Raw genomic sequence first — 16,650 nt, 5'->3', positions numbered from 1 at the left:
GAAGAACGAGTGATGGGCGGGGAAATTTAGGCGGGCAGGGCGCACCGGTAAATTTCCCCGGCGTGCAAACGTTCTAGCTCTGATAAAGCCGTTTCCTAAGGTAGACAATGACCATCTCTCGACGTGGGTTCATCGCAGGCCTGGCACTGACAGGTGCCGCCGTGCCGGCAGCCTTCTATGCCCATCGCGAGTTGACGCGCGAAGAAGAATTCCCCATCACCCCCGGTGAAGCCACGGTGGACCTGGCCGACACCGCCGGCCAGCACCTGGCGAACACGCTGCGTGGGGTCTGGAACCTGCGCCTGGAAGGCCGCGACGCCGGCCTCAAGGGGCTGCCGCTGCAAGGTCTGGCGCTGCTGCTCGACATCGCCCCGCGTGGGCGTGGCCTGCGGGGTTACCTCGACACCGCCGCCAACCTGCGTGCCGAGGGCGAACCGCGCTACCGTGTGCTGGGTGATCTGCTGACGGGGGAGAGCGCCGTGCTCTACTGGCGCCTGATCGACCGCGACTCGGCCGACGGCACGCCCGCCTATGAATTCAAGATGACCCTCGATCAGGTCTGGGCGGACTTTGCCAACGCGGGCAGCAGCACCCTCAGTGGGCAGATCCTCGACCTCGACCGGCCGCTGGCTCTAGTTGAGCGCGACAATCGTTTCATCGCCCACAAGCAGTGGTTCCCCGAAGCCCGCCAGCGTATCGGCCTGAATCCGACCCTGTTGGCCCGGCTGATTTCCCCCGAGCACCGCCTGTTTCACCAACTGTGGCACGCCACCCGTGACCAGTGGCACAAACTCTCCGAAGAAAAGCGCGACGCCCTGCGCGGCATCGGCTGGCAACCCGGCCCACGCGGCCAGGAACGCGACGCCCGTGGTAAACGCAAGGACCGCAACGGCTCGGGCATCGACTTCTTCTTCATGCACCGCCATATGCTCGGCACTGCGCGCTCCCTGCAGGATCTGCCGTCGTGGCCGCAATTCCCCGAACCGCAGCCGGCACTGGAGCGTGATCGCCTGGGCTTTCTGCGTTACTTCGACAACCACGACGGCTTCGCGCTGCCGCCCACCTGGTCGGCGCCGGACGACAGCGAATACACCCAGTGGGTGAGCGACATCAAGGCTGCCGAGACCTATCACAGCAACTTCCAGGTCTGGGAGTCCCAATACCGCGACCCGCGCTACCTGGCCAGATTCACCCTCGGGCAGTTGGGTTCCGAAATGGAACTGGGCCTGCACGACTGGCTGCACATGCGCTGGGCCTCGGTGCCGCGCGATCCCTCCAACGGCGCACCCGTACCCATGGCCCGCGACCCGTCGGACTTTGCCCCGCGCTGGTATGCAGCGGAAAACGACTTCCTCGGCGATCCGTTTTCTTCCCACGTCAACCCGGTGTTCTGGCACTTCCACGGCTGGATCGATGACCGCATCGAAGACTGGTTTCGCGCCCATGAGCGTTTCAATCCGGGCGAGGTCAGCCGCATGGACGTCAATGGTGTGGCCTGGTTCGCGCCCGGCCGCTGGGTGGAAGTCGGCGACCCCTGGCTGGGCCCGGACACCCATGGCTGCAGCACCACGCCGGGCCTGCAGATGGGCCGGTCGATGGAGATGGACCCGGAGACCATGAAGCTGGCGCTGCGCATTACCTTCGGCGAAGACGAAGGCATGCTGCAGGGCCTGTTCAAGCGCGTGCCGAAGCGGCCCTGGTATGCGCGGCATTTGAAGCTGAAGCCTTCCTGACACGTCCTGGCAGCGTGCCGTTGCACGTGGCCAATGCCTGCTGCACATCCGCCAGCAGGTCGGCAACGTCCTCGAGCCCCACCGACAAACGCACCAGCCCTTCGCTGATCCCGTGCCGGGCGCGCTCCTCCGGGGTGTAGGTGGAGTGGGTCATGCTCGCCGGGTGCTGGGCCAGTGACTCGGCATCCCCCAGGCTGACTGCACGAGTGAACAGCTTGAGTGCGTTCATGAAGCGGCGGCCGGTTTCCATGCCACCCTTGAGCTCGAAGGCGATCATGCCGCCGGGCATTTTCATCTGCCGCGTCGCCAGCTCGTATTGCGCGAAAGAGCGCAGCCCCGGGTAAGTCACGCGTTCCACGGCCGGGTGCGCCTGCAAGGCTTCGGCCACCGCCTGGGCGTTGCTGCAATGGCGGTCCATGCGCAGGGCCAGGGTCTTGAGGCCGCGCATCAGCAGCGAGGCGTCCTGGGGCGACATCACCGCGCCGGTCAGGTCCTTGAGGCCTTGCAGGCGAATACGCTGGGCCAGCGCCTGGTTGCTCACGGCGATGCCCGCGGTGATATCGCCGTGGCCGCTGAGGTACTTGGTGGCCGAATGCACCACCACATCGGCGCCGAGGTCGAGGGGGCGCTGCAGGTAGGGCGTGCAATAGGTGTTGTCGACCACCACGGTGACGTTGGGCTGTTGGTGGGCGAGGGCGGCCACGGCGGCGATATCCACCAACTGCAGGTTGGGGTTGGCCGGGGTTTCGCAGTAGACCATGCGGGTGGCGGGGCAGAGTGCCGCTTGCAGGGCTGCCAGGTCCGTGAGGTCGACGTGCCGCACCTTGATACCGAATTCGCCGATGCCGTGGTGCAGCAGGGCAAAGGTGCAGCCGTACAGGGTCTGGCTGACGATCACTTCATCACCGGGGCGCAGCAGGGTCCAGAACGTCGCGGCGATCGCGCCCATGCCAGAGCTGAACGCCACCGCCGCCTCACCGTTTTCCAGGGTCGCCATGCGCGATTCCAGTAGCGCCAGGGTCGGGTTGGAAATGCGCGTATAGAAGTGGCCGTCGGCCTCGCCGGCAAAGCATGCCGCACCATATTCGGCGGTGGGAAAGGCAAAGGTGGCAGACAGGTAGATCGGCGGAACGAGCGCGCCGTGATGGTCCTTGGGGTCGTAGCCGTGGTGGATGGCACGGGTGGAAAAGCCGAATGCATTGTGTTTATTGTTCATGCCGGACGCTCCTTATTTCCTACAATGCTATGCTCATAACCAAAGATGAACGTTGCAATATTTGCCGCGAATTCCCGCGTCCTGGGATGAAAAACCGCTAAAAACAACAATCAGAGGCAAGTTATGCCCGTCAGCCTGGATCGTACCGACAAAGCCCTTTTAAACGCGCTGCAAGGCAATGCCCGGCTCACGGTGGCCGAGCTGGCCGACCGCATCTCCCTGACCACCTCGCCGTGCTGGCGGCGGGTGCGCAACCTGGAAGAGAGCGGGGTCATCAGCGGTTATCAGGCGATCCTCTCGCCCAAGGCCCTGGGGTATGGGGTGACCGCGTTTGTCAGCATCATGATGGAGAGTCACACCCAGGAAATCGCCCGGGCTTTCGAGCAGCGCCTGCTGGAGATACCGGAGGTCGTGGCATGCCATAACGTCTCGGGGCGCTACGACTTTTTGCTGGAAGTGGTGGCCAAGGACCTGGAGTCGTTTGGCGAGTTTGCGCGGGAGGTGTTGCAGACGCTGCCGTGTGTGAAGGAGATCTACTCGAGTTTTTCCTACAAGTCAGTGCGACCGTTGCGGGTGATTCCGCTGCCGGGTTGAGACATTGGCTACCTGATCTTCCCCGCAATTGGATATTCCGCGCACCACCCCCGGTGACTAATCTAGCCACCAATCCCACCGTTCTGGAGTTCCACCATGCAAACCCGTACCGATTTCTACACGGCCTCCCCAGACGCCATGAAAGCCATGCTCGCCCTGGAAGCCGCGGTCGGCAAACTGTCCATCGAACTGCCGTTGCTGGAGCTGGTGCGCCTGCGTGTTTCACAGATCAACGGCTGTGCATTCTGCCTCGACATGCACACCGCCGATGCGCGCAAGGGTGGCGAAACCGAGCGCCGCTTGTACACCGTGTCGGCGTGGCGTGAAACGCCGTTCTTCACCCCGCGTGAGCGCGCCGCCCTGGCCTGGGCCGAAAGCCTGACCCTGCTCAGCCACACCCACGCTCCGGATGAGGACTTCAACGCCCTGGCCGCCGAATTCAGCCCTCAGGAGCAGGTTGACCTCAGCGTGGCGATCACCACCATCAACAGCTGGAACCGCCTGGCCGTGGGCTTCCGCAAGATGCCAAAATAAGGCCTCAGCCTGTCTTGAAATAGCCGCGCGGCGTGGTCCCGGTCATGCCCTTGAAGAAGGCGATCAACGCGCTGTCGCTGGCGAATCCCAGTTCAAAGGCGCAATAGCCGAGGCTGCGCCCGGTGGCGAGCAACTCGATGACGCGCATCAAGCGCCACTGCTGGCGCCATTGCTGATACCCCAGGCCGGTTTCCCGCAGGAAGATCCGGCCGATGGTCTTGGTGCTGGCGCCGATCTGCTTTTCCAGGTCTTGCAGCGTGGGCGGCAATCGTTCGAGATTGGCCAGCAATGGCGCCAGGCGCTTGTCCTGTGGCAGGGGCAGGCGCAGGGTTTGCTCGGCCGCACCCTGGATTTCCTCCAGGCACAATGCCAGTAAATGGGCATATCGGCCGGTGTGCCAATCGGTGTCGAAGGGCGCCATGGCCATCGGTTCCAGCACTGCCCGCAACAAGGCGTTCACCTCGATCACCCGCACCTGTGTCGGCAACCGGGCCGCAACGGTCGGGCTTACGTACACCGAGCGGTAATCCACGGTCTTGCTCATCACCGCACGGTGGGGCACGCCGCAAGGTATCCACGCCGCGCGGGTCGGTGGCAGCAGGCACAGTTGATTGTCCAGGGTAATGCGGGTGCAGCCCTGCTGGGTAAACAGCAGTTGACCGCACCGGTGCTGGTGCAGGCCGGAGTCGTGGTCGCCGAGGAGGGCGGCAATGCCGATGACCGGTGCCTGGTAGCTGTCAGGGTCGAAGGATGCGTCGGCGGCGAGCCAAGCCATGGTTTGTCCGATTTCATGGATATATTGTCGAAGTCCGGATAATACCCCAGGCCACACTGCTTAGAATCCTTCCGCTTGTTTTCCCGTGAAGGTTCTGTCCCATGACATCTAGACACTTGCTGGTGCTGGCCGTGGCGTTGCTGATGTTCCCGCAACTGGCCCAAACCCTCTATAGCCCGGCCCTGGGCGATATCGGCCAGGTCTTCGCGGTCGGGCCTGAACGCGCCGGACAGACCTTGTCGGTGTACTTCCTGGCGTTTGCGTTCGGCGTGGTGGTCTGGGGCCGTTTGTGTGATCGCTGGGGCCGGCGTCCCGTGATGCTGGCCGGGCTGGGGCTGTATGTCGCCGCCACGCTGCTGGCCCTGAGCGTGCGCACGTTCAACGGTCTGCTGTTGGCCCAGGCCATCGCGGCCTTCGGCGCGGCGGTCGGCTCGGTGGCCACGCAGACGCTGCTGCGCGACCGCTTTCACGGTGCGCAACTGGCCCAGGTGTTTTCCGTGATGGGCATTGCCTTGGCGGCCAGCCCGGCACTTGGCCTGTTCAGCGGCGCAACCCTGGTGCAGTACTTCGGCTATCGCGGCATGCTCACGGGCTTGCTGTTGATGGCGACGGTGTTGTGGGCCGCCTGCGCGTGGACCTTGCCCGAGACGCGCCCGGCCTCCTTGCCGGCCTCGCCCTTGGGGCAAACTGTGGGCCTGATGCTCCGGGACGCCGGGGTATGGCGTTCCGTCGGACTGGTGGCGGCGTTCAATATTGCGCTGTTTGGCTACTACAGCGTGGGGCCGTTTATGTTCGCGCGGCTGGGTTTGTCCGCTGCGGAATTCGGCTACAGCGGTGTGTTGCTGGCGCTTGGGTCGGGGCTTGGGGCGTGGCTGAACAAGGCCTTGCTCAAGTGTGGCCTGAATGGCGAGCAGTTGGTGCTGGCCGCTGCCGGGTTGGCACTGCTGGGCGGCCTGTCAGTCCTGATGCTGCAAGACAGCTGGCTGTTCGTAGGGCCGATGCTGCTGGTGGTGCTGGCATTCGGCATGGCGATCCCCAATGTGCTGGGGGCGGCGCTGGTGGCTTATCAAGACCGCCTGGGCACCGCCGCCGCGGTATTTGGCCTGCTCTACTACCTGGTGATTGGCGCCGGGCTGACCCTGGTGGCCTGGGCGCAGGACCTTGGCTGGAGCCTCTTGACCTGCGGCCTGGTGGCGCTGTGGCTGGCCGCGCCGCGGGTGTTCAGAAGTTGACCGACGCACTCAGGCGCGCCGTCAGTGGCGCGCCCTGGAACAGGTAGTCATCGCCCAGGTACTCGCCCGCGTCGCGCCAGTAGCGCTTGTCGAACAGGTTGTCGACGCTCAGGCGAAACACCGTTTCATAGCCGCTCACCTTGGTGGTGTAGCGGCTGCCCACATTCACCACCGCGTAGTCCCCCACCTCCACATTGCCGGTGCGATTGGCGTACTTCTTGGCGCTGTATTGCACGCCGCCCAGCACCGCCAGGCCGTTCACCCACGGCAAGGCATAGTCGGCATACACACTGGCGCGCAGCTTGGGTACGTTGATCGCCTGGTGATCTTCGTACGCTGGTGTGCCGCTGCCGGTGACCCGCGCACGAAACGCGGCCACGCTGGTTGCAATCTGCAAACGCTCGGTGGCCCAGCCGTTGGCCGACAATTCCAGCCCGGTGTTTTTCTGCTCGCCCTGTTGCACATAGGTGAAGGTGCCCGCGCCATCCGGCTTGGCGTACTGGTAGGCCTGGCGGGTCTGGAACACCGCGGCGGCAAAGCTGATGCGGCGCCAGTCGTATTTCACGCCGGCTTCGATTTGCCGTGAGGTGGTGGGCGCCAGGGTTTCGCCGTCGTTGATGGTGGTCCACGGCGCCTGACCGCCCAGGGACAGGCCTTTGCTGTAGCTGGTGTAGAGCGAGATGTTCTCGACCGGTTTGTAAATCAGCGAAGCCTGCGGCAGGAACACGTATTGCTGGGTGTGGCGAACCTGGTCGCCAGAGGTGCCGTCGAAGGCCTTTTCGTCCAGGCGCACTTCGCGGCCGCCGAGGATGGTTTGCCATTGCTCGTTGAGACGGATGCGGTCGGTGACGAACAGGCCGTACTGGCGACTGTCGAGGTTGCGGTGACTGTCGTTGAGCGGCTTGTCGGTGGGGGTGAAGGCCGGGGCGTCGACGTTGATATTGGTGCTGCCGATGTATTCGTTGACCGACTTGCGCTTGTCGACCACCCGGCGAAATGCGCTGGTGCCAAAGGTCAGTTCATGGCCCAGGCTGGCCGTGTTGAACAACCCGGTCATGGTCGCCTGCACTTCGTCGTCGCGGCGGGTGTCGTCGGGGCTGCGGTAGTCGTAGACGTCATAGTCGCCGGTGGGGCTGAAGAAGGCGGTGCCGCAATCGGTCACGTAGAAGCAACCGTAGGCAAACGAACTGTAGTCATCGATCACCACTTTGCTGCGCGCCGCGCTCACGCTGCCTGTCCACTGATCACTGAAACGGTATTCGAACTTGCCGTTGAGGTTCAGCGAATCGATGCCCACCTGCCTGGAACCGGTCTGGTGCCCCAGCAGCTTTTTCGGCGAAGCACCGTGTGGCACTTCGGTACCGCCCAGCAACTGGTAGCCCGGCACCGAACGTTGCTGCTTGTCCTGGTACTCGGCATCCAGTTGCAGCACGGCGTCGGGGCTGATGTTCCAGTCGAAGGCCAGGGACACGAAGTCGCGCTGGCCATTGGCGTGTTCCACATAGGCATTGAGGTCTTCATGGGCCACGTTGGCACGCAGGCCGAACTGTTGTTCGCTGCCAAACCAGCCGCCGACATCGGTGGCGATATAGCCGCTGCCGCGATCGTCGGTGGAGACGGTCACCGAGCGCACATCTTCCGGGCGCTTGGTGACGTAGTTGATCACGCCGCTCGGCTCGGAGATGCCGCTTTGCATGCCCGCCAGGCCCTTGAGCACTTCCACCTGCTGTTTGTTCTCCAGGGCAACGTTCTGCTCGCCGGTGATGGTGCGCCCATTGATCTTGTAGCTGCTCGCCGCATTCAGCGAGAAACCGCGCACCACGAAGTTTTCGTAGTAGCCGATAGGGGCATAACTGTCACCCACCGAGGCATCGTTGCGCAGCACTTCACTGAGCAGGCGCGCCTGCTGGTCCTTGATCAATGCGGCGTTGATCACGCTGATCGAGGCCGGCGTATCGAGCAGCGGCGCGTCATCGAAGCCGCCCACCGAGGCGGTTTCACTGCGGTAGCCGGATTCATCCTGGCCCTGGACCTTGACCGCCGGCAGTTCGATTTCAGCCGCGAGGCTGCTGCCGATGCCACCGCTGAGCAGCAGGCCGAGGGCGAAACGTGAGGTGACGACGGGACGAAAACGCAAAACCATGGGGGCTGGGCCTTAAAGCGCAGGGCGGGGGGCGCATAAGCTAGGCATAAGCGCGCACTTTTACAAGTTTTCGAGAATGATTCGCGGCTGGAGACTTCCGTAGGCGCCGGCTTGCCAGCACCTGCGGGGGGGAGAATTGGTCAGGGGTGGCGCTTGAGGGTTTCGCTCGGCAGTTCCTTGAACAGCGCGCGGTAGCTGTTGGAGAACCGCCCCAAATGCCAGAACGACCAATTCATTGCCACTTCGGCCACGGTGGACTCCGGTGACCCCAACAATTCCCGCCGCGCCCCATTCAACCGGCGCAACCGCAACCACTGCGCCGGGCTCATCCCGGTGTAGGTCTTGAACCCCTGTTGCAACTGACGCAGCGGTACGCCGGCAATTCGGGCCAGTTCCAGCAGGTTGACGGTCTCGTCCGGCGCATCCGCCGCCCATTCGCCAATGCGCGCCATCAGCCGGCGTTCTTCGCTGCGCCGCTGCAACGAGTGGCGGTCCAGGCACACGCAGGCGTTGTCGAGGATGAACAGGCAATCGTCAAGCAGTTGCTGGGTGAGGGCGTCGCGGCTGGCGGGTTCGATCACGGCGGACAAGCGGGTGAGGGTGCCACTCAGCCAACGGCTGAACAGCGCATTCTGCTGGCACGTCAGCGGCGCCATGAACAGGCCTTCGAGTTTCGCCACATCCAGCCCGTGGCGCTGCACGAACTGCGGCCCGAACACCACCGCCACTTCACGGTAGTTTTCCGGGGTGATCCAGGTGTTGCGGCTTTCGCCATTGAGCATGTACAGCGCGTTGTCGCTGCCGTCGAAACAGAACGCCAGGGAGCCTGCGGGCGCGTTGAAATGCTGCTCCACACGGGTGTTCATGCACTCTTCGTACACCTCGACACCTTGCAGGTCGAGGTAACGGATCTGCCCGGCGAAATGCCCCGGGGACATCTGCTGGTACTGCTGCACCCAGCCGGGTGTCGCACTGCATTGAGCGGCCACATCACCGGTGGTGAAGGCCTGTACGCGCAAAGCTGTTGCCTGTGTCATGGGTAACCTGGGCGCACTCTATTGGTGCGTTGTGGTTCGTGCAAAGTGGATAGATGCCAAGGTGCGGCGGCATCAAGATAGACCTCAATGCGCCAGGAGTACAAGCCGGCGCATGCACCCAACCCATGACGAGGTCCTTATGAACGCCCCCTTCGATCAGCTGTCCGCCTGGCTGAAAGAACACAAGATTACCGAGGTCGAATGCGTGATCAGTGATTTGACTGGCATCGCACGCGGCAAGATTGCGCCCACCAACAAGTTCCTGCATGAGCGAGGCATGCGCCTGCCGGAAAGTGTGTTGCTGCAAACGGTAACCGGGGACTTTGTCGACGACGACATCTACTACGACCTGCTCGACCCGGCCGATATCGACATGATCTGCCGCCCGGTGTCCAACGCCACCTACGTGGTGCCGTGGGCCATCGAGCCGACGGCGATCGTGATCCACGACACCTTCGACAAACAGGGCAACCCCATCGAACTGTCGCCGCGCAACGTGCTGAAGAAAGTCCTGCAGCTCTATACCGACAAGGGCTGGCAGCCGATTGTCGCGCCGGAGATGGAGTTCTACCTGACCCAGCGCTGCGAAGACCCGGACCTGCCCCTGAAAACCCCGGTGGGCCGCTCGGGCCGTGCCGAGACCGGCCGCCAGTCGTTTTCCATCGACGCTGCCAACGAGTTCGACCCACTCTTCGAAGACGTCTACGACTGGTGCGAAGCCCAGGGCCTGGACCTCGACACGTTGATCCACGAAGACGGCCCGGCGCAGATGGAAATCAACTTCCGCCACGGTGACGCCCTCGACCTGGCCGACCAGATCACCGTGTTCAAGCGCACCCTGCGCGAGGCCGCGCTCAAGCACAACGTGGCGGCGACCTTCATGGCCAAGCCGGTGGCCGACGAGCCGGGCAGCGCCATGCACTTGCACCAGAGCGTGGTCGACATCGCCACCGGCAAGCCGGTATTCGTCGATGCCGAGGGCAACAAGAGCCCGTTGTTCCTGCATCACATCGGTGGCCTGCAGAAGTACATCCCCAAGCTGCTGCCGATGTTCGCGCCCAACGTGAACTCGTTCCGCCGCTTCCTGCCCGACACCTCGGCGCCGGTGAACGTCGAGTGGGGCGAAGAAAACCGCACCGTCGGCCTGCGTGTGCCCACCTCCAGCCCCGACGCCATGCGCGTGGAAAACCGCCTGCCCGGCGCCGATGCCAATCCGTACCTGGCCATTGCCGCTAGTCTGTTGTGTGGCTACCTGGGCATGGTCGAGCAGATCGAACCCAGCGCTCCGGTGGAAGGTCGCGCCTACGAGCGCCGCAACCTGCGGCTGCCGTTCACCCTCGAGGATGCGCTGGCACGCATGGAGGATTGCGACACGGTCAAGCAGTACCTGGGCGACAAATTCGTGCGTGGCTACGTCGCCGTAAAACGCGCCGAGCACGAGAATTTCAAGCGGGTGATCAGTTCCTGGGAGCGTGAGTTCCTGCTGTTGAGCGTCTAAAAAAACCAATAAAGGGGTGTCGATATGCGTCTTGTGAAAAAGCTTCTCCCGCTGGCCCTGGTGGCCGCGTTCAGCAGCGCCAGCCAGGCAGCGCCTACGGTCAGCGTCTACAACTGGACTGACTATATCGGCGAGACCACCCTGGCCGACTTCCAGGCCAAGACCGGGATCAAGCCGATCTATGACGTGTTCGACTCCAATGAAACCCTGGAGGGCAAGCTGCTCGCCGGGCGCACCGGCTATGACGTGGTGGTGCCGTCCAACCACTTCCTGGCACGCCAGGTAAAGGCCGGTGCGTTCCTCAAGCTGGACCGCGCGCAGTTGCCCAACTTCAAGAACCTCGACCCCAAGCTGCTCAAGCTGCTGGAGAAAAACGACCCGGGTAACGCGCACTCGGTGCCGTACCTGTGGGGCACCAATGGCATCGGCTACAACGTCGACAAGGTCAAGCAGGTGCTGGGTATCGACCACATTGACTCGTGGGCGGTGCTGTTCGAGCCCGAGAACATCAAGAAGCTCAACCAGTGCGGCGTGGCCTTCCTCGATTCGGCGGATGAGCTGTTCCCGGCGATCCTCAACTACATGGGCAAGGACCCGCGCAGCGAGAACCCCGAGGACTACAAGCAGGCCGAAGCCAAGCTGCTGACGCTGCGTCCGTACATCACTTACTTCCATTCCTCCAAATACATTTCCGACCTGGCCAACGGTGATATCTGCGTGGCCTTCGGTTATTCCGGCGACGTGTTCCAGGCGGCCAACCGCGCCAAGGAAGCCAAGAACGGCGTGAACATCGCTTATTCGATTCCCAAGGAAGGCTCCAACCTGTGGTTCGACCTGCTGGCGATTCCCGCCGACGCGAGCAACCCCAAGGAAGCCCACGCCTTTATCAACTTCCTGCTCGACCCGCAAGTGATCGCCAAGGTCAGCGCCTCGGTGGGGTATGCCAACGCCAACCCTGCCGCCAAGGCCTTCATGGACCCGGAACTGGTGAACAACGCCGAGGTATACCCGCCGCAGGAAGTGCTCGACAAACTCTATATTTCCACCACGCCGACCCCGGCGACCATGCGCCTGATGACCCGCGCCTGGAGCAAAGTGAAGACCAACAAATGATTCAATCGACTGACCACGCCCGGTCCTACTACCGGGCCACGGCCAACGCCCTGGTGGAGCGCCCGGCATTGGGCACCGACCTGACCGCCGACGTGTGTGTGATCGGCGGCGGGTTCACCGGCGTCAACACCGCCATCGAACTGGCCCAACGTGGGCTCTCGGTGATCCTGCTGGAGGCCCGGCGCATCGGCTGGGGCGCCAGCGGGCGCAACGGCGGGCAACTGATTCGCGGCATCGGCCATGACGTGTCGGGGTTTGCCAAATACGTGGGCGAGGAGGGCGTGCGCTACCTGGAACGCGCTGGCATCGAGTCGGTGGCGCTGGTGGGCGAGCGCATTCGTGAGCACGGCATCGACTGCGACTTGCGCTGGGGCTTTTGTGAATTGGCGAATACGCCGGCACAGTTCGCGGCGTTCAAGGGCGAGCAGGCGCACCTGGCGGAGCTGGGGTATACCCATGAAACCCGCCTGGTCGGTCCTGGGGACATGCAGCAGGTGGTCGGTTCGACGGTGTACGCCGGCGGGCTGGTGGACATGGGCTCCGGGCATTTGCACCCGCTGAATCTGGTGTTGGGAGAAGCGCGGCTGGCCGAGTCACTGGGGGTGCGGATTTTCGAGCACACCGAAGTGCGGGAACTGCTCCATGGCGACACCGTGCAGGTGCGCTGTGCCGGCGGCACCGTACGCGCGGCCAGCCTGGTGCTGGCCTGCAATGCGCACTTGGAAGAACTGGAACCGCGCTTGAGCGGCAAGGTGCTCCCGGCCGGCAGCTACATCATCGCTACCGAGCCGTTATCGGAGGACATGGCCAATCAGTTGAACCCGCAGAACCTGGCGCTGTGCGACCAGAAAGTCGGGCTGGATTACTACCGCTTGTCCGCTGATCGTCGCCTGTTGTTTGGCGGCGCCTGTCATTACTCCGGACGCGATCCGGCGGACATCGCGGCCTATATGCAGCCGAAAATGCTCAAGGTGTTCCCGCAACTGGCCAACACCGCCATCGAGTTCCAGTGGGGCGGCAAGATTGGCATCACCGCCAATCGCTTTCCGCAGGTTGGGCGGTTGAAGCAGTATCCCAACGTGTTCTATGCCCAGGGTTATTCCGGGCATGGGCTGAATGTGACGCACTGGTGCGCCAGGCTGCTGGCCGAGGGGATTCACGCCGGTCACAGCACGGGGCTGGATATTTTCAGCCAGGTGCCGCACATGACCTTTCCCGGCGGCAAGGCGTTGCGATCGCCGCTGCTGGCGTTGGGGATGCTGTGGTATCGCCTGCGGGAGTTGATCTAACCGACACCACCATCCTAATGTGGGAGCGGGCTTGCTCGCGAAAGCGGTCTTTCAGTGACACATGCACTGACTGATCCACCGCATTCGCGAGCAAGCCCGCTCCCACAGTTTTGAACGGCGTCAGGCCTTGGGTTCGGTGAGTACCTTGCGGAAGGTTTCCACCAGCGGGCGCAGGTTGATCCGATGCCACGCCGCCCACAGCGGGGTGGTGTAACTCAGCCACGGCAACTCCCGCAGCACCACGCCGGGCGGGGCATTGCGGCTCAGGCCTTTTTGCACCATTGCCACGCCCAGCCCTGACGCGACCAGCCCCAGCGCGGTAAACGGTTCGCTGGCTTCCATGGGGATCTGTGGGGTGAAACCGGCGCGGATGCAGGCGGCCACGAAGTCGTCGGCGGGGTTTGCGCCGGGCTTGCGCTGCACGCCGATCCACTCCTGGTCGGCCAGGTGCTCGGGCAACAGTTCGCTTTGACGGGCCAACGGATGATGCTCGGGCAAGGCCAGCAGCATCGGGGCATCCAGCACTTGCCGCGCGATCAGGTCTGGGTCATCGGCGGCCGGTGGTTCGCCGACCAGGGCGATGTCCAGGCTGCGTTGGCGCAGGCCTTCGAGTTGTTCGAGGGACGGCAGGTTGTACAGCTTGATATGCACGGTGGGTCGGTCGTCCCTCAGGACACGCAGGGCGTTGGGCAACACACCGGCATGCATGGCGTTTTCGATATAGCCGATGCACAGGCCACCTTCTTCGCCGCGACCCAGGCGCTTGCCCAGGGATTCGAGGCGATTGGCGTGGGTCAGCAGCGCCTTGGTTTCCGCCAGAAAGGTCTGGCCGTCACGGGTCAGGCGGATGCGTTGCTGACTGCGTTCGAACAGCGTCAGGCCCAGGCGTTCTTCAAGCTGGGCGATTTGCCGGCTCAGCGGCGATTGGGAGATGTGCAAACGCTCGGCGGCGCGGCCGACGTGTTCTTCTTCAGCGACCACTTCGAAGTAGCGCAGTTGGCGGAGATCGATCATATTAGACCTGCTGGGACTCAAGTTGGTCGTAGTATGTCTTGGACGGTCCGATCTATGCAATCTAGGATCTGCTCAACGGTAACGACGACCACGAACCGATTGAGGATCCAACCATGAGCTTGAAAGACAAACTGCCCGGCGTCCTGGGCTTTGGCACCGCACCCCTGGGCAACATGTTCCGCGCCATTCCCGAAGAAGAAGCCCAGGCCACTGTCGAGGCCGCCTGGAACGCCGGTGTGCGGTACTTCGACACCGCGCCGTTCTACGGCTCGGGCCTGTCGGAAATCCGCCTGGGCCAGGCCCTGTCGCAGTACAACCGCGATGACTTCGTGCTCAGCACCAAAGTCGGCCGGGTGATTCTCGACGAAATCGAAGCAAGCCCCCGCGACCTCGGCGAAAAAAGCGGCGTGTTCGAACACGGTCGCCCGAACAAGATGGTCAACGACTACAGCGCCGACGCGACGATGCGCTCGATTGAAGACAGCCTGGCCCGCCTGAAAACCGATCGCCTCGACATTGTGTGGATCCATGACATCGCCCAGGACTTCTATGGCGACCAGTGGCTGGAGTACTTCAACCAGGCCCGCACCGGAGCCTTCAAAGTCCTGACCCGCCTGCGTGAAGAGGGCGTGATCAAGGCCTGGGGCCTGGGTGTGAACCGCGTCGAGCCTTGCGAACTGACCCTGGACCTGACCGAAGCGCAACCCGACGGCTTTTTGCTGGCTGGCCGCTACACGCTGCTGGACCACGATCGCGCCCTGCAACGCCTGATGGACGCGGCGCTGGCGCAGAACGTCGAGATCGTCGTCGGTGGTCCCTACAGTTCCGGCATCCTCGCTGGCGGCGCACACTTCGAGTACCAGCAAGCCAGCCCGGCGATCATCAGCAAGGTCGAACAGATCAAGGCGATTGCCCAGGCGTTTGGCGTGAGCGTAAAAGCCGCCGCGCTGCAATTCTCCCTGGCTCATCCGGCCGTGGCGGCGGTGATCCCAGGCGCCAGTCGTCCGGGGCGGATTGCCGAAGACGTCGCGGCGTTGTCAGAGAAGATCCCGGCAGACTTCTGGCAGGCCCTGCGCGATGCCCGTTTGATTTCGGACCGTGCCCCCCTGCCGCTTTAACTTCAGGAGTTCAACCGATGAAAATTGATGTGAGCGGTAAAGTGGCCATCGTCAGCGGCAGTACGGCTGGCATTGGCCTGGGCATCAGCCAGGCGCTCGCAGCGTGCGGCGCCACCGTGGTGGTGATCGGGCGTGAAGCCGGCAAGGTGGACGACGCATTGGCGAGCATCCGCCTGGCCGTCCCCGGTACGGACCTGCGCGGGCTGGTGGCGGACCTCGGCACGGCCGAAGGCGCAGAAAAACTGTTCGCCGCCGAACCGCGTGCCGACATCCTGGTCAACAACCTGGGGATCTTCAACGATGTGGATTTCTTCGAGGTCCCGGACAGCGAATGGGCACGCTTCTATGAGGTCAATGTGATCTCCGGCGTGCGCCTGGCGCGGCATTACGTGCCGGGCATGGTCGGGCAGGGCTGGGGACGGGTGATTTTCCTGTCGTCGGAGTCCGGCGTGGCGATACCGGCGGACATGATCAATTACGGCGTGACCAAGAGCGCCAACCTGGCGGTGTCCCATGGCCTGGCCAAGCGCCTCGCGGGTACCGGTGTGACGGTCAACGCCGTGCTGCCGGGCCCGACGTTTACCGACGGCCTGGAGCAGATGCTCAAGGACGCGACACAGCAGTCCGGGCGCAGTGCGCGGGACGAGGCGGATGTGTTTGTGCGTAATGCGCGGCCGACGTCGATCATCCAGCGCGCGGCGAATGTGGATGAAGTCGCCAACCTGGTGGCGTACATTGCTTCACCCCTGTCTTCTGCAACCACAGGTGCTGCATTGCGGGTCGACGGCGGTGTTGTCGACAGCATGGCGATCTGAATTGTTTTCTATTTTCTGGAGTAATTAACGTGGCAACAGCGTCTTCTGTAATTGAAATCCCGGTATCGGCCGATCAGGTGTGGCAATTGATCGGCGGCTTCAACAGCCTGCCGGACTGGCTGCCGTTTATCGTCAAGAGCGAGGCCAGCGATGGCGGCCGCGTGCGTCACCTGCAAACCGCCGATGGCGGCGTGGTGGTGGAACGTTTGCAGAGCTTTGATAACGTCGGCCGGACTTACAGCTACACCATCGAGCAGTCGCCGTTTCCGGTGAGTGCGTACCTGGCGACGGTGCAGGTCGAGGCATTAAGCGAGGCGTCGGCGAAAGTGACCTGGTCCGGTGTGTTCACGCCGGCGGCGGGGACCACGGATGCAGCGGTGGAAGAGCTGTTTGCCGGTGTCTACAGCGGTGGGCTTGAGGCGTTGCGGGCCAATTTCCCAGGCTGATCCGCGTCCACTAATGTAGGAGCCCGGCTTGCCGGCGATCGCGGTAGATCTGTCAATATTTCCAGCGACTGATACACCGCTATCGCCGGCAAG

15 protein-coding genes are annotated in these 16,650 nt (G+C 63.3%); 10 read left to right on the top strand and 5 right to left on the bottom strand.

Annotated elements, in window-relative coordinates; all coding sequences use genetic code 11:
* Positions 1 to 107: 107 nt before the first annotated feature.
* Positions 108 to 1,733 carry a hypothetical protein gene (locus BM70_RS0108900; protein WP_025855680.1) on the top strand — a complete coding sequence of 542 codons (1,626 nt, stop codon included), beginning with the start codon at positions 108 to 110 and terminating at the stop codon, positions 1,731 to 1,733.
* Here the strand turns inward: BM70_RS0108900 and BM70_RS0108895 are convergent.
* On the bottom strand, positions 1,675 to 2,949 hold the full coding sequence (locus tag BM70_RS0108895) for a methionine gamma-lyase (RefSeq protein WP_025855679.1): 1,275 nt from the start codon (positions 2,947 to 2,949) through the stop codon (positions 1,675 to 1,677). The genes BM70_RS0108900 and BM70_RS0108895 overlap by 59 nt on opposite strands.
* Before the next feature lie 123 nt (positions 2,950 to 3,072).
* Here BM70_RS0108895 and BM70_RS0108890 point away from each other — a divergent pair, with 123 nt between their 5' ends.
* On the top strand, positions 3,073 to 3,543 hold the full coding sequence (locus BM70_RS0108890) for an Lrp/AsnC family transcriptional regulator (RefSeq protein ID WP_025855678.1): 471 nt from the start codon (positions 3,073 to 3,075) through the stop codon (positions 3,541 to 3,543).
* A gap of 96 nt (positions 3,544 to 3,639) precedes the next feature.
* A complete protein-coding gene (locus BM70_RS0108885; protein ID WP_025855677.1) occupies positions 3,640 to 4,077 on the top strand; it encodes a carboxymuconolactone decarboxylase family protein in 438 nt (145 codons plus the stop codon).
* Positions 4,078 to 4,081: 4 nt separating this feature from the next.
* On the opposite strand, the gene BM70_RS0108880 is transcribed toward BM70_RS0108885, so the two are convergent.
* Complete coding sequence (locus tag BM70_RS0108880; RefSeq protein WP_025855676.1) at positions 4,082 to 4,852, bottom strand: helix-turn-helix domain-containing protein; 771 nt, start codon at positions 4,850 to 4,852, stop codon at positions 4,082 to 4,084.
* A gap of 101 nt (positions 4,853 to 4,953) precedes the next feature.
* Between BM70_RS0108880 and BM70_RS0108875 the strand changes: the two genes are divergently transcribed.
* Positions 4,954 to 6,084, top strand: a complete 1,131-nt coding sequence (locus BM70_RS0108875) for an MFS transporter (RefSeq protein WP_025855675.1) — start codon at positions 4,954 to 4,956, stop codon at positions 6,082 to 6,084.
* Here the strand turns inward: BM70_RS0108875 and BM70_RS0108870 are convergent.
* Together BM70_RS0108870 and BM70_RS0108865 are read right to left on the bottom strand one after the other, a co-directional pair.
* Positions 6,074 to 8,227 carry a TonB-dependent siderophore receptor gene (locus BM70_RS0108870; RefSeq protein ID WP_025855674.1) on the bottom strand — a complete coding sequence of 718 codons (2,154 nt, stop codon included), beginning with the start codon at positions 8,225 to 8,227 and terminating at the stop codon, positions 6,074 to 6,076. The two genes, BM70_RS0108875 and BM70_RS0108870, sit on opposite strands and share 11 nt — an antisense overlap.
* Before the next feature lie 140 nt (positions 8,228 to 8,367).
* Positions 8,368 to 9,264: a helix-turn-helix domain-containing protein gene (locus BM70_RS0108865; RefSeq protein WP_025855673.1), complete on the bottom strand. Its 897-nt coding sequence runs from the start codon at positions 9,262 to 9,264 to the stop codon at positions 8,368 to 8,370.
* A 139-nt stretch (positions 9,265 to 9,403) separates the two neighbouring features.
* Here BM70_RS0108865 and BM70_RS0108860 point away from each other — a divergent pair, with 139 nt between their 5' ends.
* Genes BM70_RS0108860 through BM70_RS0108850 form a run of 3 tightly spaced genes read left to right on the top strand, consistent with a single transcriptional unit; the run spans position 9,404 to position 13,164 of the window.
* Positions 9,404 to 10,762, top strand: coding sequence for a glutamine synthetase family protein (locus tag BM70_RS0108860; protein ID WP_025855672.1), 1,359 nt, complete (start codon positions 9,404 to 9,406; stop codon positions 10,760 to 10,762).
* A 24-nt stretch (positions 10,763 to 10,786) separates the two neighbouring features.
* Positions 10,787 to 11,875, top strand: a complete 1,089-nt coding sequence (locus BM70_RS0108855) for a polyamine ABC transporter substrate-binding protein (protein WP_025855671.1) — start codon at positions 10,787 to 10,789, stop codon at positions 11,873 to 11,875.
* The gene (locus tag BM70_RS0108850) at positions 11,872 to 13,164 is read left to right on the top strand and encodes an FAD-binding oxidoreductase (protein WP_025855670.1); all 1,293 of its coding nucleotides are present in this window, start codon (positions 11,872 to 11,874) and stop codon (positions 13,162 to 13,164) included. Before BM70_RS0108855 ends, BM70_RS0108850 begins: the two co-directional genes overlap by 4 nt.
* A 120-nt stretch (positions 13,165 to 13,284) precedes the next feature.
* On the opposite strand, the gene BM70_RS0108845 is transcribed toward BM70_RS0108850, so the two are convergent.
* The gene (locus BM70_RS0108845) at positions 13,285 to 14,178 is read right to left on the bottom strand and encodes a LysR substrate-binding domain-containing protein (RefSeq protein ID WP_025855669.1); all 894 of its coding nucleotides are present in this window, start codon (positions 14,176 to 14,178) and stop codon (positions 13,285 to 13,287) included.
* Positions 14,179 to 14,291: 113 nt separating this feature from the next.
* Here BM70_RS0108845 and BM70_RS0108840 point away from each other — a divergent pair, with 113 nt between their 5' ends.
* Genes BM70_RS0108840 through BM70_RS0108830 form a run of 3 tightly spaced genes read left to right on the top strand, consistent with a single transcriptional unit; the run spans position 14,292 to position 16,557 of the window.
* On the top strand, positions 14,292 to 15,296 hold the full coding sequence (locus BM70_RS0108840) for an aldo/keto reductase (protein ID WP_025855668.1): 1,005 nt from the start codon (positions 14,292 to 14,294) through the stop codon (positions 15,294 to 15,296).
* 17 nt (positions 15,297 to 15,313) lie between these two features.
* Entirely contained in the window at positions 15,314 to 16,111 is a 798-nt protein-coding gene (locus tag BM70_RS0108835) for an SDR family NAD(P)-dependent oxidoreductase (RefSeq protein ID WP_025855667.1), read from the top strand.
* Between the two features lie 29 nt (positions 16,112 to 16,140).
* Positions 16,141 to 16,557, top strand: coding sequence for an SRPBCC family protein (locus BM70_RS0108830; protein ID WP_025855666.1), 417 nt, complete (start codon positions 16,141 to 16,143; stop codon positions 16,555 to 16,557).
* Positions 16,558 to 16,650: the final 93 nt, after the last annotated feature.

This window comes from Pseudomonas sp. CHM02 (genome assembly GCF_000612585.1).
GTDB lineage: Bacteria > Pseudomonadota > Gammaproteobacteria > Pseudomonadales > Pseudomonadaceae > Aquipseudomonas.
Note: the sequence above shows the minus strand (reverse complement) of the source record. Positions and strands in the feature narration are given on the sequence as shown.